The sequence below is a fragment of the Hyphomicrobium sp. DY-1 genome (genome assembly GCF_047497105.1).
In the GTDB taxonomy this organism is placed as follows: Bacteria; Pseudomonadota; Alphaproteobacteria; order Rhizobiales; family Hyphomicrobiaceae; genus Hyphomicrobium_B.
The window spans coordinates 177,747-200,631 of the sequence record NZ_CP134870.1 but is presented as its reverse complement, the minus strand read 5'-3'; the positions used below and the strand labels follow the sequence as shown (position 1 = coordinate 200,631).

Here is a 22,885-nt window from a genome sequence, read left to right as displayed (position 1 = left end):
ATCTTGCGCACGTGTCTTTCAGTCCTAATACCGCACGTGCAGACCAAAGTTCCACGTCGGATGAATGCGTTAAGCTGAGGACCATGCCGCGGCCTTTGCCGTGGAGCAAAACCTGGATCGGAGCATGACTGCCGGATCGAATCGCCTTTCGCTCGCTCTGGTCATCGCCGCGATCCTGTTAACCGCTTGCGTCGCGATTCGCATTGCCGATCCCGAGCCGGTCGCGCGGCTTCGGCTGTCGGTCTTCGATACCTATCTTCGTAGTGCCCCCCGAGCCCTGGATAAGTCTTTTCCGGTTCGGATCGTCGCGATCGACGAAGCGTCTCTCGCGCGCATCGGACAATGGCCGTGGCCGCGCGATCGGCTCGCCGCCATCGTCACGAAGCTCGCTGCAGCCGGAGCTGCCTCGATCACGTTCGACATGGTCCTCGCCGAGCCCGACCGGCTGTCGCCCGACGTGATTGCTGAAGCCCTCGCAAGCAATCCGCGGGCGACGGCAATCGCGTCCGAACTGGCGGGCCTGCCCTCAAACGATGAAATTCTGGCCAAGGCCATCGCCCCGGCGCCCGTCGTGCTCGGCGTCGCTGGTGACAACGGCCGCGCGCGGAAGCAGGGGATCGGCCGCTACCCCGGTGCAATATCGTTCGCGGGCGACGATCCGGCGGCTTTCGTTCACGCCTTCTCGGGTGGTGTCGAGAACCGTCCGGAGCTGACGAAAGCTGCCCGCGGGATCGGCGCTGTCAACTGGCTGCCGTCCAGCGATCAGGTCGTGCGCCGCATTCCGCTGCTCGTTTCGATCTCCGGTGCGCTTTACCCGTCGCTGGCGCTGGAAGCGTTTCGCGTCGGTACCGGCCAATCGACGATTTTCATCAAGTCGTCGGGAGGCAGCGGTGTGCTGGCCTTCGGACAACAGACCGGCATCGACAGCATTCGCGTCGGTCAGACCGTTATGCCGACCGACGGACGCGGGGAGCTTTGGCTGAAATTCTCGCGCAGCGATCCGCGCCGCGAGATTTCGGCTCTCAAGATCTTGGACGGCACATTCGATCCGGCAGACGTGAAAGGCCGCCACGTCATCATCGGCGCAACGGCGACAGGCCTGCTCGATTTGCGCGCCACACCACTCGACGTTGCCGTTCCGGGAGTCGAAATCCATGCCCAGGCTTTGGAGCAAATTCTATCAGGTGATCACCTGGTGCGGCCGGCTTACGCGACCGGCTCCGAAATCGCATTCATCTTGCTTGTCGGCGGCTTCGTCGCATGGCTGATCGAACGCTCCGGCGCGCTTGTCGCCGCCATCGTCGGCGTAAGTGCGATCGCGCTGATCGTTGCCATCTCATGGTTCGATTATGCGTACATGGGCATGCTGTTCGACCCCGTCTATCCGTCTCTCTCAGTTGCGTTGCTCTATCTCGGTGTCTCGCTGACGAGTTATCTCAAATCGGAGGTGCAGCGCGCCGAGATTAGATCCGCATTCGGACACTACGTTGCAGCGCCTCTGGTCGAAGAACTGGCGCGCAATCGCGACAAGCTGAAGCTCGGTGGCGAGACGCGTGAGGTGACGCTGCTTTTCGCCGACGTGCGAGGCTTCTCGAAAATATCAGAAGGCATGCGCGCGGAGGAATTGATCCGCTTCGTCAATCGGCTCTTTACGCCGCTGACGGACGAAATCCTGAAGCACAACGGCACCATCGACAAATTCATGGGCGATGCCGTCATGGCCTTTTGGAATGCACCGTTGCCCGATCCCGCGCACGCTGCGAATGCCTGCCGCACAGCGTTAGCGATGCTGGATGCGCTGGCGCGCTTAAATGAAGCGTTGGAATCCGAATGCCTGGCCGGCGGCCAACCCTTCGTCCCGGTTCGCATAGGTATCGGCCTGAACACGGGGGAATGCGTCGTCGGCAACGTCGGCTCGCCGCAGCGCTTCGACTATTCCGTTTTGGGCGATGTCGTGAACGTTGCTGCCCGGTTCGAAGAAGCTACGAAGACATATGCCGCCGGCATCATCGTCGGCGAGCGGACGGCAGCCGAAGCGCCACAATTTGCATTGCTTGAACTCGGCGCCGTCACGCCACGCGGCAAGGACAGGCCCGAAATCATCTTTGCGTTGCTCGGCGACGAAGCATTTGCACGTTCGGAAGATTTTCGTCGCTGGGAAACGGCGCATGCAGACTTTCTGTCCGCAAAAAGTGACGGCGATGGAGATCGGATGCACGTCGCTATCGCCAATTGTTTGCAGTACGCAACGGGCGGCATGGCCGACTACTACAGCAAGGCGTTCGCGGACGGCACGGCGCGCTGCTAAAGGCCAAGCCGCGCGCGCCGAGACGCTCCTGCTCAACGGCCGCGATTGCCGCCATACCTACCGCCATCGGACCCGCCGCGATGTCCGCCCCCGAATCCGCCCATGCCGGCGCCGATGGCGATGCCCATTCCGGTCATGCATCCATCGCAGCCGCCACCGTACGCGCCGTCACCATTCTTCGGCTTGCGCGTTGCGACCTTCTTCTTCGGCGGCGTCTTTCTGGGCTTCTCGGCCTTCTTCGTCTTGATCGGCCTGGTCGGGATGATCTGCAGGTGCGGATTGAGGCACTTCTGATCCGGCTCGTCCGCAAAGTTCGCTTCGCTGATCTGCGCGCGTGACAGCAGCGGATTGGGATCAATCGACGGCGTATTGATCACGAACGGGAACGCGGTGTCGAACGCAACCGCTTTACTATCCGGCATTTTCGACCAGTTGAACGGCCCCGCGACGGCACCGTCCGCCCCGATGTGCATCATCTGGCCGGGCCGGTCGAGCACGCGGCACACGTTTCTCTTTCCGGTCACTTCGATGGCGCCTTCGTGCAGCAGCACCCACACGGATCTGTCCGGCAGCACGTAAACGTCGAAGATGGTCCCGCGCACGGTGATCGACGCATTCGGCGTGTTGATGACGTAGGTCGGCTTCGTCGCGACGCCGGTAATAAAGCGGAAGGCGCCCTTCGCCATGTTCAGGATGATCGAGCCGGATTTCTTGTCGCTGTCGTAGACGAACCTGTCGAGTACGAGGCGAGAGCCGGGGCCGAGCGCGAGCTTAGTGTCGTCGTCGAGCTTGAACTCGCCTTGAGCGTCGGTGTTGACCTCAATGATCTCGTCCTGCCGGACATCGTCGCCGCGCGCGAGGCGCCGCTCTTCTTTGGCGAAATCCGCCATGACGATGTTGGTGATCACGACCGCATCGCCGATCCGATCTCCGGACGCAGCGAAGGCCGGCAAAGAAAAAGCCGCCAGCGAACCGGCACTCACTGCGGTGAAGGCGAATGCAAACGACATCAACGAAGATCGCGGCATGTCACGGCTCCAGGATCAATGAATCCGAAACGCTATGCGCTTGCTGAATACCACAGTTGCGCAGCGTCCGCTCGTTTATGCCGAAGTTTGCGAAACTGCTGTGCCGGAGGTGACACGCGGTTTTCGTCCACAGGGAGCCGCGAGATTGCGATGGATTCGAAATAGTTGAAAAACTATAACGAAAACAGCCATCAATCGTAACTGAACGACGTATGGGAAGCGGCGCATGCGCATCGACGTGCAGGATCTGACGGAATTCAACGTTGAAACGGACGGTCGCAGCGTCACCCTCCATGTCGTTGATACGGACGGTACGCCCGCAGCCGTCAATCTTCAGGTGGCGCAGCTCGGAATGCTGGCCATGTCGTTGCCGAACTTCATCGATGCTGCGATCCAAGTCCAATATGGCGATGCGAGCTGCCGCTTCACGTATCCGCTGGCATCGTGGGTGGTTGATCAGGCGCTCGATCCGTCTCTCTTGATTGTGACCTTGAAGACCTCGGACGGCTTCGGTGTCCGCTTTTCGTTGCCGCGACAGAAAGCGGACGAAATGTCGGAATCGCTGGCGATGGCGGCGCAAAAGGAAGTCGAATTGCTCACCCACTGAGGGATCGTTCTGCGAAGATTTGCGTTTTTTGTTAATCGGCTCGTTGTAGCGAATATAAATGTCGATTATAATTTAAATAAAAAGCGCGTTCCGAATGGAAACGCCACGGCTCCTTGGAGGAAGCATGAGGTCACGGAAGCGAAAGGGCTATCTCGCAGCCCTCGCCATCGTTTGTTCATCTGCAGTTGCTGCTTCGGCGATGGCAGGGGACATGAAGCCGATCGCGATACCCGGCGATCAGGCTTATCCGGAAAGTATGTCGGCATCGTCTGACGGCACGATCTATATCAGCAGCATCGCGTCCGGTGGTGTCGCGCGTGTCAAGCCCGGCGAATCCAAAGCAGAGATGTGGATCAAGCCCGGCGCATTCGACACGCGCAGCACGTTCGGCGTTCTGGTTGACGAAAAAAACAGCACGCTCTGGGTCTGTTCAAACGACGTATCGACGATGGGCGTCCCGGGCCCCAGCACGGTTCCCGGCGCTTACCTGAAGGGTTTCGATCTGAAGACGGGAGAGGGGAAATTCAGCGCCGCATTCCCCGGCAAGGCCCATGTCTGCAACGACATGGCGATTGCATCTGACGGCACGATGTACGTAACGAACACGGCTGCGCCGCAAATCCTGCGCCTGAAGCCGGGGGCCAAGGAACTTGATGTCTGGCTTGAAAACGATCTGCTCGCACCGAAAAATGGAGCGGGGCTTGACGGCATCGCGTTCGGTAGCGATGGCAATCTTTACGTCAACACCTATGGCGGCAACGAATTCTTTCGTGTCACGTTGAAGGATGGCGCAGCGGGAAGCGTCACAAAGCTTGAAACATCCAGGCCCATTCAGAACCCTGACGCGCTCCGTCCTCTCGACGGCAACACGTTCCTGATGGCCGAAGGTGGCGGCACTGTCGATCGCGTAACGGTCAACGGCGATAAAGTCGATATCGAAACCTTGAAGGATGGCCTCGGCGGACCGACATCGGTTGCAAAGGTGGGCGATACGGTCTGGGTCGGCGAGGGCCAACTCACTCGTCTCTTCGGCGCCAAAGAGAACGGACCGCCGAAACTACCTTTCCAGGCCGTGCCGGTTCCTCTCGGCAAATAAATACAGCCGAGGCTTTATGGGCGTCGGCTTCCAGTCGAGACTTCCAGGAGAATGAACATGCAACCTGCTGCAACAGTACGCACATGGGTGTCTGCAGCACCGATGGCGTTTGTACTCGCGCTCGCCATGCCATTGGCCGGGGCGACATCGTCGCGCGCCGCCGAATGTCCGGGAGACAATGGCGGCCTCAGTTTGCCGAAAGGTTTCTGCGCTTCGATATTCGCCGACAAAGTCGGCCATGCCCGTCAGATGGCCGTGGCACCGGACGGCACGCTCTATGTCAACACGTGGAGCGGGCGCTACTATCAGAACAACGATTTGCCTCCGGGCGGTTTTCTAGTCGCCCTGAAGGATAGCAAAGGCACGGGCAAAGCCGATGTCATCAAGCGCTTCGGCGAAACGCAGGCCGAAGGCGGCCACGGCGGCACCGGTATCTATCTCTATAAGAATTACGTTTACGCCGAGATCAACGATCGCATCATTCGCTATCCGCTGAAGGACGGCGAGATCGCGCCGGAAGGAAAGGGCGAAACGGTGCTGTCGGGCATGCCTATCACCGGCGATCATCCGATGCATGGATTCATCATCGACGCAAATGGCAACCTCTTCGTAGAGATGGGTTCGGCGACGAACACCTGCGAAATCAAAAATCGCATGCCGCACTCGAAAGGCCACGAGCCATGTATCGAGCAGGAAACGCGCGCCGGCATCTGGAAGTATGACGCCAACAAGCTCGATCAGAAATTTTCGCCTGCCGAGCGCTATGCGACGGGTATCCGCAATGGCGAAGGCTTCGACTTCGATGCCGCGGGCAGGCTCTACGTCACCCAGCACGGCCGCGATCAGCTACATGAAGATTGGCCCGAGCTTTATACCGCGCAGCAGGGTTTCGATCTGCCTGCTGAAGAAGTGTTGGAACTGAAAGCAGGCGGCGACTACGGCTGGCCGCACTGCTATTACGACGGCTTCCAAAAGAAGCTTGTTCTTGCGCCGGAATACGGCGGTGATGGCGGCAAGACAGTCGGCGTTTGTGCCGACAAGCTCGGTCCCGTTGCAATCTTCCCAGCTCACTGGGCGCCGAACGACATGAAGATCTACAAGACATCGGCATTCCCCGAGCCTTATCACGGTGGCATGTTCATTGCGTTTCATGGCTCGTGGAATCGCGCGCCAGGTCCGCAGGGTGGCTACAACGTTGTCTTCCAGCCGTTCGCTGACGGCAAGACGACGGGCAACTTCATCGTCTTCGCCGACGGCTTCGCGGGCACGCAGAAAAATCCGGGTAGTGCTCCGCACCGTCCATCGGGTCTCGCGGTTGCACCCGATGGTGCGCTGTACGTTTCGGATGACGTCGCCGGTCGCATCTGGCGCATCACGTACGTCGGCGATCCGAACGCGAAAGAGCTTGAGGCAGCACCCGAAGTGCAGGCTCAAGCATCGGGCGACAAGAACGTCCTGCCGCCGGAAGGCATTCATCCGGATGCAGGCGATGCGGCATCGCTCCCCGTTCCGCCTGGTGCGACTGCCGATCAAGTCGCGCTCGGCAAGAAGATCTTCGACGGCGAGGAAGCCGGCGCAACGTGTGCAGGCTGCCACGGTGCAGGCGGTGTTGGCAGCCCGGTCGGTGCAGATTTGACGGCCGGCAAATGGCTCTGGAGCGACGGTAGCCTTGCAGGTCTCAAGAAGACGATCCTAGACGGCGTCGAAACGCCGAGAGAGCACGCCGGTGCCATGCCACCGAAAGGCGGTGTGGACTTGACGGATGCACAGGTGGACGCCGTCGCCGCCTATGTCTGGGCAATTGGGCATGTGAAGAAATAGATTGCGTCATCCTCGGCCGGGAGCAACGAATGGCGCTTCGAAGGCCGAGGATCCAGCGTGAGCCTCGCCGGAGCCGCGAAACATGAGGCGGCTCCGATGAATTTTATGTTGGATGCTCGAATGCGCTGTCGATGCTCAGGCATTCGAGGACGACATGTCTAGAAAAGCCGCGCCCCGTTCGGCACTTTGATGTCGGGCGCGAACAGCACGACTTCGCCGTTTGTGTCGGGAAAGCCGAGCGTCAGCACTTCCGACATGAACTTGCCGATCTGGCGCGGCGGAAAATTCACGACCGCCGCCACCTGTCGCCCGATCAGCGTCTCGCAATCGTAATGCCGCGTGATCTGCGCACTCGATTGCTTAATGCCGATACCGGCGCCGAAGTCGATCTTCAGTTTCAATGCCGGTTTTTTTGCTTCCGGATAAGGCTCGGCTGCGACCACAGTGCCGACGCGAATATCGACCGTCAGAAACTGATCGAACGTGATCGCAGGAGATATCGGCGCGTTGGGATCATGCACGAGATGCATCGTAAATTCCTTACTCCGGCTTGCCGCCAAGCTTGCCTGTTAGGAACTGCGCCTCGCCATTGCCGAACGACCAGTCGGCGTCGGTATTGGTGACGAAGTTCACCATAACGTCACTCGACGCGATACTGCAACGCTTCGACAACGCGTCAGTCAGCAGGCGGTAGAACGTCGTCTTTTCTTCGGTCGTACGGGGCCGCGTGGTCACAGAAACGAGAACAACCTTGTCTGTGCGCGGAATGTCGAGGCCCGTATCCTCAATGCGGACGCGGCTTGGCTCGTGCTCGTGCACGATCTGATAGCGGTCGCGCACCGGAACCTTGAAGGCTTCGAGCATCGCGTCATGTGCAGCATCGAGCAGCGCTGTGAGTTCTGCGTCCGTGCGTCCTTTGATGAGGTCGAAGCGAAGAAGGGGCATTGCAGTATCCTTGCGAAGCGGAGGGAGGGAGCTAGCGGGAAACGTCGATGACGATGCGGCCGCGGATCTTGCCGTCGATGAGATCGCGAGCAGCATCGATCGCGTCGGAAAGAGGGATCGTCTTGGTCATGGCATCGAGCTTGGCAAAGTCGATCTCGTCGGTGAGACGGTTCCAGGCTTCGATGCGGTCAGCGATCGAACGGTAGACCGAGTTGATGCCGACAAGCGTCACCCCACGCAGGATGAACGGCGCGACGGTAGCGGGAAAATCCATGCCCTGCGCGAGGCCGCAGGCGGTCACGACACCCTCGTCCTTTGTTTGCGCACAGACGTTTGCGAGCGTGTGACTTCCGACGCTGTCGACAGCGCCTGCCCATCGCGCCTTCTGCAGCGGGCGGCCGGGTGAGGACAGTTCGTTGCGGTCGATGATCGTTTTTGCACCGAGGCCTCTGAGGTAGTCGGATTCTCCGATGCGCCCTGTGGAGGCTGCGACCTCGTATCCAAGGCGCGAAAGGAGAAGCACCGCAACGCCGCCGACGCCGCCAGCGGCCCCCGTCACGATCACTTCGCCCTTCGCCGGCGTCACGCCTTGGCGCTCGAGCGCCATGACGCACAACATCGCCGTATATCCGGCAGTGCCGAGCGCCATCGCGCGCGCGGCGGTCATGCCCGGCGGAAGCGGGATTAGCCAATCGCTTCTGACGCGCGCATATTCGGCGAGGCCGCCCCAGTGGTTCTCGCCGACGCCGAAGCCGTTGAGAAGAACCGCCTCCCCCTTTTTGAAGCGTGGGTTGGCGCTATCCTCGACGATTCCTGCGAAATCAATACCAGGCACCATCGGGAAGCTGCGAACGATCGGCATTTTGCCGGTAATCGCAAGGCCGTCCTTGTAGTTCAGCGTCGAATGGCTGATGCGGACAGTTACGTCGCCGTCTGGCAGCGCCGTTTTGTCGACATCTGCGAGGCGGGGCCCTGAGCGCTCGCTGCTTTTTTCAATGAGAATGGCTTTGAACATCGATGTCTTCTCCCTCAGAGCTACGGCGCGTTTAGCCCTCGAAGACAGGAGACGCAACACGGACGGCCTAAAAAAACGCGGCCGGGAGTGCTCCCAACCGCGTTTTGCATGCGTGCTATGCGTGGAGCTTCACATCCGGACGCGTTCTTTCTTTGGATCGTAGAACGGGAACGGCACGACTTTCGCCTTGAAGCGCTTCTGCAAGCCATCGAGACGGCCAATTTCAACGGCCGTGTCGTTGGCGGCGTGAATGGCTTCGATACGTGCGAACGCCAACGTCTTCTTCAATAGCGGCGAGCGCATCGCGCTTGTCACGATGCCAATCTGTGCCCGGCCGATGTACACCGGATCGCCGTGCGACGGCTTCTCGTTGCCCTCGATTTCGAGACCGACCAGTTTGCGCAACGGGTGAGCACGGCGATTTTCGATCGCGGCCTTTCCGATGTAGTCGTCTTCCTTCTTCGTTGGCACCGTAAAGCTGATGCCGGCTTCGAGCGGATCAGTCGTCGAGTCGAAGTCATGTCCGCCAAACACGAGGCCGGCTTCGATGCGGACCATATCGAGCGCGTCGAAACCGAACGGCTGGATCTTGAACGGCGCACCCGCCGCCATGATCGCATCCCAAACGGCAGGCGCATCTTTGGGATGGCAGAAAACCTCGTAGCCGAGCTCGCCGGTATAGCCGGTGCGCGACACGAGTACCGGAATGCCCGCAACGCCTCCGATGCGTCCGATCGTGAAGCGGAAAACGCCAAGCTCCTGCATCGTCGGACGGCTGGGAGCTGTCTCGACGATGGATGCCAGGATTTCGCGCGACTTCGGGCCTTGGACGGCGACGTTATTGAGTTCGTTCGTTGCCGTCTTGAGGTTCACCTTATAGTTCGTCTTGGCGAGTTGCTCTTTTAGCCAGATGAGACTTGCGTCGTCACCGCCGATCCAGCGGAAGTTGTTTTCGCCCAAGCGGAACAGCGTGCCGTCGTCCACCATACCGCCGTGCTCGTAGCACATCGGCGTGTAGTAGATCTGGCCGACCGCAAGCTTGCGCACGTCGCGCGTGATAATGCCGTTGAGGAACTGCTCAGCATCCGGCCCGAGCACTTCCATCTTGCGCAGCGGCGACAAGTCCATGATGACTGCCCGCTCGCGGCATGCCCAATATTCTTCAATGGCCCCGGCATTCGCATAGCAGTGCGGTACCCAGAAGCCGCGATAGTCGCCGAAGTTGCGGGTGAGGGCTGACGTGCGCGGGTGAAATCCCGATTCTCTTGTCAGCTGCATTGGAGCATCCGGTGCCATTCTGTATCCGATCGAGCGCTTGAACGGGGTGTCCTTCGGGTAGACCCGAACTTGGATTTCGGTGAGGTTCCAGCCGTTCGAAGCGTCGATGTCGGCCGGGCAAGAGGATGTGCCGCAGACGAGATCGGTCAGCGCGCGCATCATCACGTAGTCGCCTGGACGCGACCACGGTTCGTCGGACCATATGTTGTTATGGCAGTCGACGTTGGTGTTGAAAAAGAAGTTGATCGCCGGCCAGCCTTTATAGCTGCCGATCGGATAGTCCTTCAGCGCCTCGTTGAAGTTGTCCGAGCAGTTCGGGTGGCCGAAGTAGCCCATGTCTTCATAATAGCGCGTGGTGCATGCAAGGTTGAATGTATCATGCCGTCCGACCGTGTCCTGCACGACTTCGACGAGAGGGTTGCGGTCGCGATCGAAGAACTTCGAGAACAGTCCGGGCTTCGGATAAGCCATGCCCGTCATCGTCCGCGTCGTCGTCGAGTCGAGGCCGAGCACATTGCCCTTGTCGAGCTCCTTGCGGTTGAATGCCAGGAAGTCCGAGCACTGACGGCCTTGCACGTCGATGATCTGAACATATTCGCCTTCGTGAACCTCGAAGCTTTCCGCACTTGCGATGTTGATTCGAATGTCGAGGCGCGGCTCGGCAATCGGATCGGGTAGTCTTGCTTCGTTCAGAAGTTTCGGATTGGCGCGCTGAATGAAAACAAGAACGTCGGTCGCAGGCGTCTGATCCCAGACGATCATCGGCTCCGCCGGTGCGCCGATAACGACGAGAACCGGTTTTTCAGCCTGAAGAGAAACGACGTCGCCGGGAAGGGATTCGGGGCCAAGCACGCGTGCAGCTTTGACCCGTCCCAGATCGAGGCCGCGCCGGAAAAGCCCAAAGCGCACGCGTTGTGCATCCTCGCTGTCGGCTTCAAGTGCCTTTTGGATGCCGGTCGGCGTCCCTTCGCCTTTGAGGCCGATTGCGCCGAGGTCACTTTTTCCGCCCGGTGCGAAAGCCGCGATCTCAACGGTCTGTCCGCCTTCGAGCGGACTGATTTCCACGCGGTCGCCCTTGTCGAGTTCGTAGACGGCCGTGCCACCGCCTTTCAAGACATAACGCTCGACACCGGGCAGCAGTGAGGATTGGCCCGGAACAAAAAGCTTGGGTCGTGCGGGGGACGTCAGAACATTGTCGCTCATGGTGTCCTCATCTCGCTGAAAACGATCGGTGGACTGACCGCTCCGTTGCGGCCAGTCCACGATCGGTCGTTGGCGTGTCGTAGGGCTTACTCAGCAGCCACCTTCGTGCCTGGCTGGTTGAGGAACGCTTCCATCGAGTCATCGAGTGCACGCATCCATGGCGTATGATGAACCGGTGCCTGCGTGCCCGTCAGAACCGATTTGTGCGAGCGGTCACGGTAGGTCAGGATGTCTTCCATCTTGTGATGCTCCCACTCCTTGAACATCTTCGCGACGGCGTCGACGTCGAGGCGCGGATAGTCGGTCGGAGCAAGAAGGTCGCGCATGTACTCGGTCTGGAAATCGATCGCGCCTTCCGCATCCGGAATGGCTTCTTCCATCTCCGTCCACTTGTGGATGTCTGCCATCATATCCGACTTCGACGGCAGCTTGATGCGGCCAAGCACGACGTCACGCGCATACCACGCCTGAGCATCGAACATGTTGAACGTGTAGAACTGATCCTGCATGCCGATGTACATCAGCTTCGGATTGTCGATCCAGAAGATGCCCTTGTAGAGGTTCGGCGGATAGAGTCGGTTACGCGACTTGAGGCGCAGCGAGTCTTCCATGAACGGGTGATGATGCAGATAGCCCGTGCACAGCACGATGGCGTCGACCTCTTTCGTGGTCCCGTCCTGGAAGAAAGCGGTCTTGCCTTCGACCTTTTCAAGGAGCGGCCGCTCATCCATGCGCGCCGGCCATTTGAAGCCCATGGCCCGCGTGCGGAAGGAGAACGTGACGGACTTTGCACCGTACTTGTAGCACTGAATGCCGATGTCTTCCGACGAATAGCTGGCGCCGACGCACAGAACGTCCTTGCCGGCGAACTCGTCTGCCGAGCGGAAGTCGTGCGAGTGCAGCGTGCGGCCGAGGAACTTGGTGAGGCCGGGGAATTCCGGAATATTCGGCGTCGAGAAGTGGCCACTGCCGCAGAAAACATAGTCGAATTCCGACGAGAAGATCGTGTCGTTCACGAGATCCTTGACCGACACTGTGAACTTCTGCGTCGTCTCGTCGTAGCTCACCCAGCGAACCGTGTGACTCATCTTGATGTAGTGCATGATGCCGCTGCGTTCGATGCGGCCCTTGATGTAGTCATGCAGCACGGCCCGCGGCGGGAACGACGGGATCGGCCGACCGAAGTGCTCTTCGAACGAATAGTCGGCAAATTCGAGCGCTTCCTTCGGGCCGTTCGACCACAGATAGCGATACATCGAAGCGTGAACCGGCTCGCCGAACTCGTCGGTTCCGGTGCGCCACGTGTAGTTCCAGATGCCGCCGCAGTCTTTCTGCCGCTCGTAGCAGACCATCTCCGGAATGTCCGCGCCCTTCTTCCGGGCGCTTTCGAATGCGCGCAAAACTGCCATCCCGCTCGGGCCGGCGCCGATAATCGCAATACGCTCTGCCATGTGTTGGTGTCCTTCCGACAAAAGTGGCGGCCTGGATCAGTGCACACGCAGGTTCGATCCCGGCCGATTCTCCGCGTATCGCCGAATGGCTTGCTGCCAACCACGGTAAGACCGCGGCCGACGCAATTAGCGCTTTGCTCTCGACGGATGCCATCGCGGCGCTGACGCCTGCAATTCGCAACTGGTCGGCGTTCCACGGCACCCTCGGCCCGGTGTCGTTCTCGTTCAACGCCGCGTTCTTCATCGGCGCAATCCTGATGCTGATTACCTTCGCTATTCAGCACCGGGGTATTCTCGGCACTGCGAGCGTGCAGAAGTACATCGGCCTCGCGGTCATCATCCCGATGCTGATCGTCGGCGTCGTGCCAATCATAACGGGCCAGATCGACTGGTCGAACTTCACACCCCTTGAACCCTTGAAAGCGGCGTATGCGCCGGACATGGGCTCTTGGGATATCGGCGGATGGACGCTGATCCTCGGCGCGATGTTCATCGCGGCGTGGTCAACCTACGGCTTCGAGACGGCGGTCTGCTACACGAGCGAGTTCCGCAATCCCGGCACCGACACGTTCAAGGCGATCTTCTATTCGGGTCTCCTTTGCCTTGTGCTCTTCACGCTGGTGCCCTTCACGTTCCAGGGCGTCCTCGGCCTGTCGGGTATGCTTGAGCCATCCATCGTCGATGGTTCGGGCGTCGCGGCGGCGATGGCCAACATGGTGGGTCATGGCAGCGCGTTCGTCACGAACCTGCTCGTCATGCTCATGATCCTCGCCCTGATGCTCTGCCTAATGACGGCGATGGCGGGTTCCTCGCGCACGCTCTATCAGGGCTCGCGTGACGGCTGGCTGCCGCGTTACCTCAGCCACGTCAACGAGCACGGTGCACCGACGCGCGCGATGTGGACCGATCTCGTGATCAACCTCGCAGTCCTGGCGATTGCCTGCGCGGATGCCACGAGCTTCTTCTTCATCCTCGCCGTCTCGAACTGCGGTTACATCATCTTCAACTTCCTCAACCTCAACTCGGGCTGGCTGCATCGCATCGATAACGCCGACGTTCCGCGTCCGTGGCGGGCGCCGACGTGGGTGCTTGCCATCGGCGCAGTGTTTGCTTTCGTGAACGCCGTGTTCATGGGAGCGGGCGCGAAGGTGTGGAATCCGTCGGCTCTGTGGGCCGGCCTGTTCACGGCGGCGTTGATCATCCCGGTCTTCTGCTTCCGCCACTACGTGCAGGACAAAGGCGTTTTCCCGGCACACATGCTGGAAGACCTCGGACTGCACGAAGCTGACTTCAAGAAAAAGAAAGCCGGCGCGCTGCCCTACATCGTGCTCGTAGCCGGTTTCCTTGTGGTCCTGGCTTCCAACTGGTTCTTCCAGTTGCCCGCCTAAAGAAAGAGCGGACCGGAGCGGTTCACATCGCCGCTCCGGTCTGGTCAAATCGCTTCCGGAAGTTTCCGGCAGGAAGCTCACCGGAATTAAGGAGCACTTGATGACGATCAGCACGAATAAAAGCCGTCCGATCTATCCGGGCCTCAGCCCGGACCTCAACGCCCGCAGCAACATCATCGTATGTGACAAGGGCGGCGCGGCCGCCGTCACAGAATTGTTTTCGCGCGCCGACACCGCCTTTGCAAAGCGCACCACGGTGCTTCTTGCCGACACGCTGAGCGACGCTGACATGCAAACAGCGAAGTCCGAGCTCTCGCCGGCGACAACCGAATTTCTTCCTTCACTTGCGCCAGCGATCACGCGACTTCGCGAGCTGCTCGAGGAGGCGCCGATGGGTCTCCGGCTGTACGCCGCCGGAACAGAGCCGCTGATCGGCTCGGTCGTACAGACCGCGGCCGACTATTCAATCGACCATCTCTCGATCCGGACAGAACACCGCGGCTCGCTGATGCGCCGCGTGCAATGCGTGCATTGCAAAGGCTTCATCGAGAACGTCACGACCAATCCCGTGACCTGCACACACTGCGGCCTGACGCTTCTCGTTCGCGACCACTATTCCCGCCGCCTCGCGGCATTCCAAGGCGTCTGCATCGACGCTGAAATTCCAGGCGATGTTCCACCGACGGAGGCACTTTATCAATGAGCGGTTCCCCTCTTCGCCGCGTCCGCGTTGCCGAGGTTGAGCAAGTCGCCGCCCGCATCAAGCGCTTTCGCCTAGTCGATATCGACAACGCGCCGCTTTCGGAATTCTCCGGCGGCTCGCACATTTCCGTCGTCATGCATTCGGGCGACCGCATGATGCGCAACCCCTACTCGCTGATGGGATCGCCGTTCGACACATCGAGCTACCAGATCAGCGTCCTGAATTGCGGTGCTGACTCGCGCGGCGGCTCGAAGTTCATGCACGAGAACGTCTCGGTCGGCACCGAGCTTGAGATCAGCGAGCCGCTCAATCTGTTTGCGCCCGTGAAGCTCGCGAAGAAGCACGTTCTTATTGCAGGCGGCATCGGCATCACCCCGTTCATGTCGATGATGAACGACCTCGACAGCCTGAAATCGAATTTCGAGCTGCACTACGGCGTGCGTTCGCTCGAAGAAGGAGCCTACTGTAAATATCTGCAGTCGCGGTACGGCGCACGGGTGAACGTCTATCGCCAGGACCAAGGACAGATGATCCCGCTCGAAAGCATCCTCGGCAATCAGCGGCTCGGCACGCACATGTACGCATGCGGCCCCAAGCCGATGATCGACTGGGCGCTGCAGACGGCGGAGCTGCTCGGCTGGCCTGCAGAAAACGTTCATTCGGAACAGTTCTCTGCCCCGCCGCCGGGCAAGCCGTTCATCGTCAAGCTCGCGAAATCCGGCCGCGAGATCATGGTCAAAGGCCATCAGAGCATTCTCGAAGCGCTCGAAGAACACGGCGTCGACGCACCATTCCTCTGCCGCGGCGGCGCCTGCGGCCAGTGCGAAACGGGCGTGGTCGCATGCGACGGCTACATCGAGCACAACGACCACTTCCTGACCGAGCCCGAACGGGTCAGCGGCAAGAAGATCATGATCTGCATGTCTCGCATTCAAACCGGGTCGATCACACTCGACCTCTGACGGCATCTTTCAATTCGCATTCGGGGAGGCACCGGCATGGCGCTGACTTTCAAAGACGAGACGTTCCGGGACGATTTCACCTATAAGAACAGCCCGTCGACGATCCGTCGATTTCCGTTTCCGTTCATCGAAGACAAGTACCGCTATTCGGTGAACATCGAGCCGCACACGCCAGGCCCTAAGGGTTCGGTCTACGAGAACGCCTTCGACATCGACGAGCACTACGTCTCGGAAATGCGCGATCGGGCGATGGTGCTGCAGGAAGATCCAGGCCGCTGCCAGGCCCTGCCGCACATGATGACGGCGCAGTGGGACATGCTCGAACTGGTCATGGTCTCGCTTGCACGCGACTATCCCGATCTTTTCACGTTGCGCCGGGACGGCGCGCACTGGCACTGGATCAACAAGCCGCTCAACATCGACCAGAAGTTCACGTTCGGTGAAGTCAACTCGCTGCCTTACGAACCGATGGAATATATCGGTCGTCAGGTGCAGGGCGATTTCTCGATCCAGGACCAGCGCGACAATCAGCTCTGGATGGATGCGGGCATCATTACCTCGCAGGCGGACTGGTCGCTCGATTTTGACGTCGGCATGAACTTCTTCGAATGGCACGGTCCCGTGCCACTGGCGCATGAAGCTGGCGTGTTCGAACGCGCGCTGAAATTCCTTTTGAACCTGCAAATCGGCAATCCGGTGCGCCGTCTCAACTGGACGATGACCGTCAATCCGCGTCTCGATACGAGTCCTGAGAACTATCCCAAGTGGGGAAAAGACCGGACAACGATCACGCCTGAGAACGTCGGAGAAAAATTGCATCTTCGCGTCGAGCTGCAGGGCCTGTTCCGGCTCCCGCGCTCGAACGCGATCCTGTTCTCCATCCGCGGCTATCTCATGAGCCTCGAACAGATCGCCACGGTTCCGAAGTGGGGCCGCCGTCTGCCGCGCGTGCTCAAGACGCTGCCGCCGGAGCTCATCGATTACAAAGGTCTCGTCCGTTATCGCCAGACCGCAATCGACTGGCTGGAGAAATACGATGACGGCGCGCCGACCTCGCCCGGCGGCGGCCCGGATTGAACCCTTCGTCCTCAAAGAAACGTCAGCCACAACCAGTTTAAAGACAGCCAAGAGGTAATGCTCATGTCACTCGCTCATCTGCCCCGGCAATCCATCCTCAACGATCGCCACCGGGCGAACGGAGCCGATCTGGATTCGGTTTCGTGGAACAACATGCCGCTGCCGCAGACCTATCAGACCGACCCCTATTTCGAGACCGAAGCCGTCCGCAACCGTGCAGGTCTGTTCGACGGCGCATCTGCCGGCGGGATCGGAGCCAGTGCGTTGAGGATGTAAGCGGCGGCAATGGAGCACCCGAGCGATAGCACGGGCGACCAGGCGAACCAGTTACACCAGACGGAGAGCGGTGCGATGAGCTTGGAATAACGCACCCAGGCGGCCGCGCCGTAGACTGAGGCGCCGCCTGATTTGTTGGGAAAGAGACCGGCGATTTCTGCGTAGGTGAAGGATTGAATGAATCCCATGATCATCGACGCGAACCACACGAGAAAGGCGACCTTTCCCGCAACGCCCGCGATACCGCCGATCGAGAAAAGGACGAGAGCCGGGACGCCGCTGGCGACCCAAAACGCACCTCTCCAATCGATCGCCCTAACAAGTTGACCGGACGTGGCGCTTGGCCCGTCCGCAGTAAGCGTTCCCGTTTCTGTTGCCATGTTCTCTCCCGATTGAGCCTTATCGGTTGATGAAAAACGAGCACCTCCCGGTCTCGCGGCTCAAGCCCTTGAGGGCCTTTGCCGATCGAAGCCGAAAGAGCGGCGGACTGCCGTCGAGCGCGGGCTTGGTTTGATGCAACCGGATGAAATGCCCGGAAACCAATTTAAACCAGAAAACACCGCAATTGCCCAACGGCGGCCATGTTAGGGGAAGGTGAATTACCCGCAAGTCAAAAAAATCACCATCAAGAAACCCTAATTGATTATTTCGCAGGCACAAAAAGCATATTTTATCGCAATACTTAGATGTTATCGCGGTTATCGCAGTTGCGAAACCAAATTGGGTATTTTTGGTCAAATGCGGTTGCATTTTGGTCCGCAAAGAGCGATTGCTGTGGCATGGGAGTGAGATAGAGAAGGATTTTCGCAATCGAGATGCGAAGCGCAGCGGCCAGCAAGTCTCGGAATTTGTGGGTGGAATCGTCGGTGAGTGGGTTCGATCGGATATCGCGCGCCCGGACCGAAGAGGCTGCACGTTGCTGGCTCGAAGCCGACGCCGTGTCGGCTGTGGAGCAAAGCGAATTCGATTCCCTGCGCGCCGTCTGTCGATCCAACGCTGGCGCTGCGCGCCTGCTTCTCGGGCACGAGCACGAGGCTGGGAATTGCTTTGAGGCGGCCGAGCTAACGTGGCGAAATGTTATCGCCGGCGTCGCCACACTCGATGTGCCGATGGGCGGCGCGAGTTCGTCTTTTCATTTCCGGCTCGCCGCAAAGGCGCCGGACGTTTTGATGGGCGCGCAAAGGGAGCGATATCGCCGTCTTGCAGAAGCGGCTCTCGCGATCACCCAATTCAATCGCACGCTGATCGGTCGCCGAACGCCAGACGCCGCATGCACCGCGGAGTGTGCGGCCGCGTTGAGGGCGACTTTACGAGACGTGCTAGGCTATGCGGCGCCGGAAGCGCGACTGCTCTCGGCTTGCATCGAGCCGAACGGCGACGCTGATATCTACGCGATTTATGCCGACAAACTCTACGATATTTCCACGCGTCAGCTGACGTTGTCGGCCGCGCTTTCCGAGACGTGCGCAAATTTGGAAAGCGCCGTGGCACTGACCGCACTTCTCGCACCCATGATTTTAGAGGCGATCGATCGTTCCGCTGACGACACGTGCGACGCCGCCAATCCGAACCAGCAGCTTGAGTTTGAATGATGTCTGATACCTACGACTTCGAAACACCGCCTTGGATCGATGACGTCTCGCGACATCCGCTCGTCACGCCGCGGGTCAAGGAGATTGCGACACGTCTTTTCGGGCGGCTCGCGTCGGGAGAATTTCCGTTCGGAACGCGAATCCCTGCCGAACGAGACTTGGCGGAAGCGTTCGGTGATAGCCGCGCAACGATCCGTCAAGCGCTCGAATTTTTGTCGGTTTACGGCATTGTTTCGCGTCGCCCTGGCAGCGGTACGTTCGTTTCATATCAGCGAAAACCACATGCGAACGGCAATGCGGGGGGACACTTCTCGTCGCATATCAACGTCGATCAGCTTGCCGAGACGGCCTCGCCCTTTGCCATGAACGTCGCGGGCTCCATTCTCGCGCCCGAGATGACGCGCCTCGCGACGATCTATATGTCGACACGCGATATCGCCGACCTCCAGAGTCAGCTTCAGCGCCTCGAAGCCATCGTCACCGAAGCTGAAATATTTGCTGCGCTTGAAGAAGAATTCATGATGACGATCGCGCGAGGCACGCATAATTCGCTCATCGTCGCGATGTACGCGATCCTCCATGAAGTTCGTCGCCATCCGCAATGGGCGGCCGCCAGGCGGCAGGTGCTTACGCCGGCCAAGATCAAGAGCATCCAGCTGATGTTTCGCTCGCTTTACGATGCTATTGCGCGGCGCAACGTCGAAACGGCCGTCGAGATCATCAAGCTTTACGTGGCGAACGCCCACGAAGATATGATCTACGAATCCTGAGCGGTAAGGCGTTCGAGCGTTTCCGCCGACGCCGCCAAATGCTCGCGCTGGTCCCACATCAGATCAAGCGCGCGCATATGCTTGACGAGTAACGAGCGGTTCTTCGCCCACCAGTCGGCAATCGAACCGAACTCCTGGATGCGTGCTTTGCCGTCAACGATGGCGACGACCGGCCAATCGCCGACTAGCGCGTTGTCGATGCCGAACAGATCCTTGCCCCACCACCGTGCTTCGCCGAACGCGTGCTGGCCGATGCCGCCGATCTTCATGGCGGCGAGCACTGAGAAGGGCTCGAACGCGCGGGCGCGCTGCACGGCAGATTTCCAAAGCTCCAGCGTCGAGGCGTATTCCCACGACACCGCGCTCCATGTGCCCGGAAAACGCCGGCAGAATTCATCGTAGAAGGCGCCGGGATCTTCGAAATTGATGTGCCCTTCATTGAGGCGCGGATCGTCGAAATCAGGGAACTGAAAGACGAAACCTTCCATGAAATCGCTGCTCGTCCGCCGGATCAACTCCTCGTAGTTGTCGCACGTGCACGATAGCAGCCGGCCCCGGAAGCCGCGCTTGAAGGCTTCAATCGTCAGGGCATGGACGAACGGCTCATAGGCCGTGTCCCAGCATAGAATGTCCGGGTTCTTCGCCATCAACTTATCGACGATCGGACCGAAATCGCTCGTATCCGGCTCGAACAGGTGCTCCGCAACGAGTTCAATGCCGGCCGCCTCAAAGGCCGCCCGATAGGTAGCGATCGACGGCAGGCCAAGCAGGTCGCGCTGCGCGCAAAGGGCCGCTGTCTTGATGCCGGGATGCGTCCGTTTGAGCCACTCGACGCCCGTGACGTTATAGATCGGATGCACTTCGCTCGGCGCAACGAGCGTTGGCGCGTCGGGAGACAGATCGCTCGGCAACAGCGTCGCGACAAGCATGCGATGCTGCTTGATCAGCCTGCGAACGTCCGTCGTGAGATCGTTGCCGCCGATCATCAGGATGAGTTTGACGCCTTCCTCGACGATCAGCTTCTTGGCGCCCTGAAGCGCCCGGTCGGGCTGATACATCGTGTCGTAAGGCACCAGTTCGAGCATGTAACGGCGGCCGCCGACTTTCAGTCCGCCGGCAGCATTCACGCGCTCGGTCCAGATGAGGCTGCCGTTATATCCGGGAACTGCCCATGCCTTCAGCGGGCCTGTAAGAGGCGCGAGAACGCCGATCTTGAGGACGGTTGAAGACCCCAACCCTAGGTCTCTCATCGCAACCGCCAGAGCCGATACAACGGCACTTCGGGGTCTAGCGGCCATAGCTTGAAATTACCGGACTTTGAGTTTGTTGCCGCACGAGGATTAACGTCATTGCATTCCAAAAGGCCCACGCTTGCACGGCGGGCGACAACTCTTCACACGCAAGAATGTTTAGCTACGCTAAATCGCAGCACGCATCTTGTCGATAGCGCCGGATCAATGACAGACCGTCCCAATTAGATGAACGGCCTGTTGTGCGGTCGCTATCGCGTTGCGCCGGTTGTTGCAATGGCCGAAGTTGCCAATGCCGTCGCAGGTTGCTCGGCGGGCTCTCCTGCAACCTGCATCTCGCTGCCGCGAACCGTCGTCAGAAAATGGTCCAGGCTCGCACCCCAGATGTCCCAGCCCTGGCGATCGTCCGCAATGGTGTGTCCGTCCGAGCCGTAGGGCGGCAGGATGTGTTCCTCGACGTTGCCTCCCCCGCTGCTCCAAGCGTGCGCCAGCTTCACCGCGAGGTTGGGTCCGAAATAGCTGTCATTTTCGGAATAGAACCAGATCGTGGGCTCGCGTGCCGTCTCGCCGTAGAAATGCGCCGCCGACAGAAGATCGCTTTCACCGCAGATCGCATTCGGCTGGCCATACGCGTGCCCGCCGCGTCCGCCGGCGAAATTCACGATGGCCTGGACTTGCGGAAGGTTGCGAGCCGCGACGGCCAGCGATGCCCATCCGCCGGTGGAGATGCCGGCGACGATGGCGCCGCGCTTGGCGATAAAGGGCTGTGCCGTCATGTAGTTGATCGTCGCCACGATGTCGTCGGCGGCGATGTTGCCGGATTCATAGTGATTGGGATTGGCGCAGGTGCCGACGGCCTCCGACAGTTGGCCGCCGGTGGCGCCATGTCCGCGGCGCTGCGGAAGGATGACGGCATACCCACGCTCGACGAACCACCGCGACAGCCAATAATAAACCGGCATCGAAACGGCGAGGCGCGTGGATTCATCAGTGCCGTGATTGATGACGACGAGCGGAAACTGTTTGCCCGGCGCTTTGGGATCTTCCGCGGGCCGGAAAAGGGTCGCGCGCAGCGAACGTCCGGGTTCACCGCTCGGCAGGATCCAAAGCTGCTCGCGCATGCGCGGACCTTCGGGACCAAAGCCGCCATAGGTGTTGTCCGCCGCTGATGCCGTGCCGCAAACGAGGGCGGTGAGGCCGATTACGGCGATGAGAAAAAGTCCGGTACGCTCCATCAATATTCGCAATCCGTCCCCCGCGTCGCGCGACACGCAAATTCCCTTCAAGAAAGCCATCAGAGGTTCCCCGTCTCGCGCAACTTCCGCGCTGCAACATTGGATGGCGGCGCGCCGCCATCGTCAAGGGCTGTAATAATGATCGCGGAATTGCGATTTATGCCTGTTTTTATTGACGAATTTTGACGTTCGCGCCGATGGCCCGCGACAGGCAGCCACCGAATTTCCCCAATTGCAATGGCCAAGCTTCGCTGTGCGCGGCGCGGCGGACGCTGCGATTCGTTTCCAATTTGCTCCGCCGACGTCAAAAAAATGAAAGCGCCGGAGAGCCTTCGGCGCTGTTCGTTCGTCAGATGTGGTCACCACCAGCACAGGCCGATGCAATAGCCCGGACGATAGCGGTAGGCGTACGGGCGGCGATAGGAATTATAGTAATAGTGGCGCCGGTATACGCTGTGATGGCGGCGATAGTAGCGGTTGCGCCAGTGGCGGTGACGCCAAGCGCGATGATGACGCCAGTAGCCATGCCGGTAGCCGCAATGGCGATATCCGTTCCGCCACCAGCAGCGGTAGCGGGCCTTTTCGACGAGATTGGCCTGATCGCCTTTCAGCGCCAGCACGCCGCTCGTCAGCGCACCGGCGCGCGCACTTGGTGCGTAAGCGCCGAATGCCAAGGCCATCGCGCAGCTGAGCGCGATGATCGAAAGCAGTTTCCTCACATTGTCCCCCTTTTACCCAACACGTTCGTCCCGAAGAAATTGTGATCCGTTGTGCTCCGGGTCCGGCGATACTGCATTCGCGCCATGTCAGTACAACCATAATCCGTCCGTTCAGCCCGCGTCGACGCGCACTTGTGGCGAGAGTGTGGCATGTGCGCGCC

General features: G+C 59.9%; 19 protein-coding genes and 1 pseudogene. 10 read left to right on the top strand and 10 right to left on the bottom strand.

The window, feature by feature from the left end:
* Positions 1-124 precede the first annotated feature (124 nt).
* On the top strand, positions 125-2,308 hold the full coding sequence (locus RLW41_RS00980) for a CHASE2 domain-containing protein (RefSeq protein WP_414463136.1): 2,184 nt from the start codon (positions 125-127) through the stop codon (positions 2,306-2,308).
* Positions 2,309-2,340: 32 nt separating this feature from the next.
* On the opposite strand, the gene RLW41_RS00975 is transcribed toward RLW41_RS00980, so the two are convergent.
* Positions 2,341-3,336: a FecR domain-containing protein gene (locus tag RLW41_RS00975; RefSeq protein ID WP_414463135.1), complete on the bottom strand. Its 996-nt coding sequence runs from the start codon at positions 3,334-3,336 to the stop codon at positions 2,341-2,343.
* A gap of 226 nt (positions 3,337-3,562) precedes the next feature.
* On the opposite strand from RLW41_RS00975, the gene RLW41_RS00970 reads away from it, so the two are divergent.
* The 3 genes from RLW41_RS00970 (at position 3,563) to RLW41_RS00960 (ending at position 6,860) form a co-directional block, all read left to right on the top strand.
* The gene (locus RLW41_RS00970) at positions 3,563-3,943 is read left to right on the top strand and encodes a hypothetical protein (RefSeq protein ID WP_414463134.1); all 381 of its coding nucleotides are present in this window, start codon (positions 3,563-3,565) and stop codon (positions 3,941-3,943) included.
* 124 nt (positions 3,944-4,067) lie between these two features.
* Positions 4,068-5,039: an SMP-30/gluconolactonase/LRE family protein gene (locus RLW41_RS00965; protein ID WP_414463133.1), complete on the top strand. Its 972-nt coding sequence runs from the start codon at positions 4,068-4,070 to the stop codon at positions 5,037-5,039.
* Positions 5,040-5,096: 57 nt separating this feature from the next.
* Positions 5,097-6,860: a c-type cytochrome gene (locus RLW41_RS00960; RefSeq protein ID WP_414463132.1), complete on the top strand. Its 1,764-nt coding sequence runs from the start codon at positions 5,097-5,099 to the stop codon at positions 6,858-6,860.
* A gap of 158 nt (positions 6,861-7,018) precedes the next feature.
* Here RLW41_RS00960 and RLW41_RS00955 read toward each other — a convergent pair whose 3' ends face one another.
* The 5 genes from RLW41_RS00955 to RLW41_RS00935 all read right to left on the bottom strand — a co-directional run bounded on the left by RLW41_RS00955 (position 7,019) and on the right by RLW41_RS00935 (position 12,752).
* Positions 7,019-7,390, bottom strand: coding sequence for a tRNA-binding protein (locus tag RLW41_RS00955; RefSeq protein WP_409560479.1), 372 nt, complete (start codon positions 7,388-7,390; stop codon positions 7,019-7,021).
* A 10-nt stretch (positions 7,391-7,400) separates the two neighbouring features.
* On the bottom strand, positions 7,401-7,805 hold the full coding sequence (locus tag RLW41_RS00950) for a tautomerase family protein (RefSeq protein ID WP_414463131.1): 405 nt from the start codon (positions 7,803-7,805) through the stop codon (positions 7,401-7,403).
* Between the two features lie 31 nt (positions 7,806-7,836).
* Positions 7,837-8,820: an MDR family oxidoreductase gene (locus RLW41_RS00945; protein ID WP_414463130.1), complete on the bottom strand. Its 984-nt coding sequence runs from the start codon at positions 8,818-8,820 to the stop codon at positions 7,837-7,839.
* Between the two features lie 129 nt (positions 8,821-8,949).
* A complete protein-coding gene (locus RLW41_RS00940) occupies positions 8,950-11,301 on the bottom strand; it encodes a DUF1989 domain-containing protein (RefSeq protein ID WP_414463129.1) in 2,352 nt (783 codons plus the stop codon).
* 86 nt (positions 11,302-11,387) lie between these two features.
* Positions 11,388-12,752 (bottom strand): NAD(P)-binding domain-containing protein, encoded by a 1,365-nt coding sequence (locus RLW41_RS00935; RefSeq protein ID WP_414463128.1) that lies wholly within the window; start codon positions 12,750-12,752, stop codon positions 11,388-11,390.
* A 23-nt stretch (positions 12,753-12,775) separates the two neighbouring features.
* On the opposite strand from RLW41_RS00935, the gene RLW41_RS00930 reads away from it, so the two are divergent.
* From RLW41_RS00930 to RLW41_RS00915, 4 genes are all read left to right on the top strand, one after another.
* A complete protein-coding gene (locus tag RLW41_RS00930; protein WP_414463127.1) occupies positions 12,776-14,140 on the top strand; it encodes an APC family permease in 1,365 nt (454 codons plus the stop codon).
* Between the two features lie 100 nt (positions 14,141-14,240).
* On the top strand, positions 14,241-14,843 hold the full coding sequence (locus RLW41_RS00925) for a dimethylamine monooxygenase subunit DmmA family protein (RefSeq protein ID WP_409560471.1): 603 nt from the start codon (positions 14,241-14,243) through the stop codon (positions 14,841-14,843).
* Complete coding sequence (locus tag RLW41_RS00920) at positions 14,840-15,805, top strand: PDR/VanB family oxidoreductase (RefSeq protein ID WP_409560472.1); 966 nt, start codon at positions 14,840-14,842, stop codon at positions 15,803-15,805. The genes RLW41_RS00925 and RLW41_RS00920 overlap by 4 nt, the downstream gene beginning before the upstream one ends.
* Before the next feature lie 36 nt (positions 15,806-15,841).
* Positions 15,842-16,882, top strand: coding sequence for a heme-dependent oxidative N-demethylase family protein (locus RLW41_RS00915; protein ID WP_414463126.1), 1,041 nt, complete (start codon positions 15,842-15,844; stop codon positions 16,880-16,882).
* 230 nt (positions 16,883-17,112) lie between these two features.
* Here the strand turns inward: RLW41_RS00915 and RLW41_RS00910 are convergent.
* A pseudogene (locus RLW41_RS00910) lies at positions 17,113-17,538 on the bottom strand (amino acid permease); the annotation flags it as partial.
* A 486-nt stretch (positions 17,539-18,024) separates the two neighbouring features.
* Here RLW41_RS00910 and RLW41_RS00905 point away from each other — a divergent pair.
* Positions 18,025-18,750, top strand: a complete 726-nt coding sequence (locus tag RLW41_RS00905; protein ID WP_414463125.1) for a hypothetical protein — start codon at positions 18,025-18,027, stop codon at positions 18,748-18,750.
* Positions 18,747-19,520 carry a FadR/GntR family transcriptional regulator gene (locus RLW41_RS00900; RefSeq protein ID WP_414463124.1) on the top strand — a complete coding sequence of 258 codons (774 nt, stop codon included), beginning with the start codon at positions 18,747-18,749 and terminating at the stop codon, positions 19,518-19,520. The genes RLW41_RS00905 and RLW41_RS00900 overlap by 4 nt, the downstream gene beginning before the upstream one ends.
* Here RLW41_RS00900 and RLW41_RS00895 read toward each other — a convergent pair.
* The 3 genes from RLW41_RS00895 to RLW41_RS00885 form a co-directional block, all read right to left on the bottom strand.
* Positions 19,508-20,818, bottom strand: coding sequence for an ABC transporter substrate-binding protein (locus RLW41_RS00895; protein WP_414463123.1), 1,311 nt, complete (start codon positions 20,816-20,818; stop codon positions 19,508-19,510). The genes RLW41_RS00900 and RLW41_RS00895 overlap by 13 nt on opposite strands.
* A 203-nt stretch (positions 20,819-21,021) precedes the next feature.
* Positions 21,022-22,065, bottom strand: coding sequence for an alpha/beta hydrolase family protein (locus RLW41_RS00890; protein WP_414463122.1), 1,044 nt, complete (start codon positions 22,063-22,065; stop codon positions 21,022-21,024).
* A gap of 299 nt (positions 22,066-22,364) precedes the next feature.
* Entirely contained in the window at positions 22,365-22,724 is a 360-nt protein-coding gene (locus tag RLW41_RS00885; RefSeq protein ID WP_409560465.1) for a hypothetical protein, read from the bottom strand.
* Positions 22,725-22,885: the final 161 nt, after the last annotated feature.

Coding starts and splice junctions, on each gene's coding strand:
- RLW41_RS00980 (WP_414463136.1), top strand. CDS start 125: ATGACTGCCGGATCGAATCGCCTTTCGCTCGCTCTGGTCATCGCCGCG.
- RLW41_RS00975 (WP_414463135.1), bottom strand. CDS start 3,336: ATGCCGCGATCTTCGTTGATGTCGTTTGCATTCGCCTTCACCGCAGTG.
- RLW41_RS00970 (WP_414463134.1), top strand. CDS start 3,563: ATGCGCATCGACGTGCAGGATCTGACGGAATTCAACGTTGAAACGGAC.
- RLW41_RS00965 (WP_414463133.1), top strand. CDS start 4,068: ATGAGGTCACGGAAGCGAAAGGGCTATCTCGCAGCCCTCGCCATCGTT.
- RLW41_RS00960 (WP_414463132.1), top strand. CDS start 5,097: ATGCAACCTGCTGCAACAGTACGCACATGGGTGTCTGCAGCACCGATG.
- RLW41_RS00955 (WP_409560479.1), bottom strand. CDS start 7,390: ATGCATCTCGTGCATGATCCCAACGCGCCGATATCTCCTGCGATCACG.
- RLW41_RS00950 (WP_414463131.1), bottom strand. CDS start 7,805: ATGCCCCTTCTTCGCTTCGACCTCATCAAAGGACGCACGGACGCAGAA.
- RLW41_RS00945 (WP_414463130.1), bottom strand. CDS start 8,820: ATGTTCAAAGCCATTCTCATTGAAAAAAGCAGCGAGCGCTCAGGGCCC.
- RLW41_RS00940 (WP_414463129.1), bottom strand. CDS start 11,301: ATGAGCGACAATGTTCTGACGTCCCCCGCACGACCCAAGCTTTTTGTT.
- RLW41_RS00935 (WP_414463128.1), bottom strand. CDS start 12,752: ATGGCAGAGCGTATTGCGATTATCGGCGCCGGCCCGAGCGGGATGGCA.
- RLW41_RS00925 (WP_409560471.1), top strand. CDS start 14,241: ATGACGATCAGCACGAATAAAAGCCGTCCGATCTATCCGGGCCTCAGC.
- RLW41_RS00920 (WP_409560472.1), top strand. CDS start 14,840: ATGAGCGGTTCCCCTCTTCGCCGCGTCCGCGTTGCCGAGGTTGAGCAA.
- RLW41_RS00915 (WP_414463126.1), top strand. CDS start 15,842: ATGGCGCTGACTTTCAAAGACGAGACGTTCCGGGACGATTTCACCTAT.
- RLW41_RS00900 (WP_414463124.1), top strand. CDS start 18,747: ATGATGTCTGATACCTACGACTTCGAAACACCGCCTTGGATCGATGAC.
- RLW41_RS00895 (WP_414463123.1), bottom strand. CDS start 20,818: ATGGCCGCTAGACCCCGAAGTGCCGTTGTATCGGCTCTGGCGGTTGCG.
- RLW41_RS00890 (WP_414463122.1), bottom strand. CDS start 22,065: ATGGCTTTCTTGAAGGGAATTTGCGTGTCGCGCGACGCGGGGGACGGA.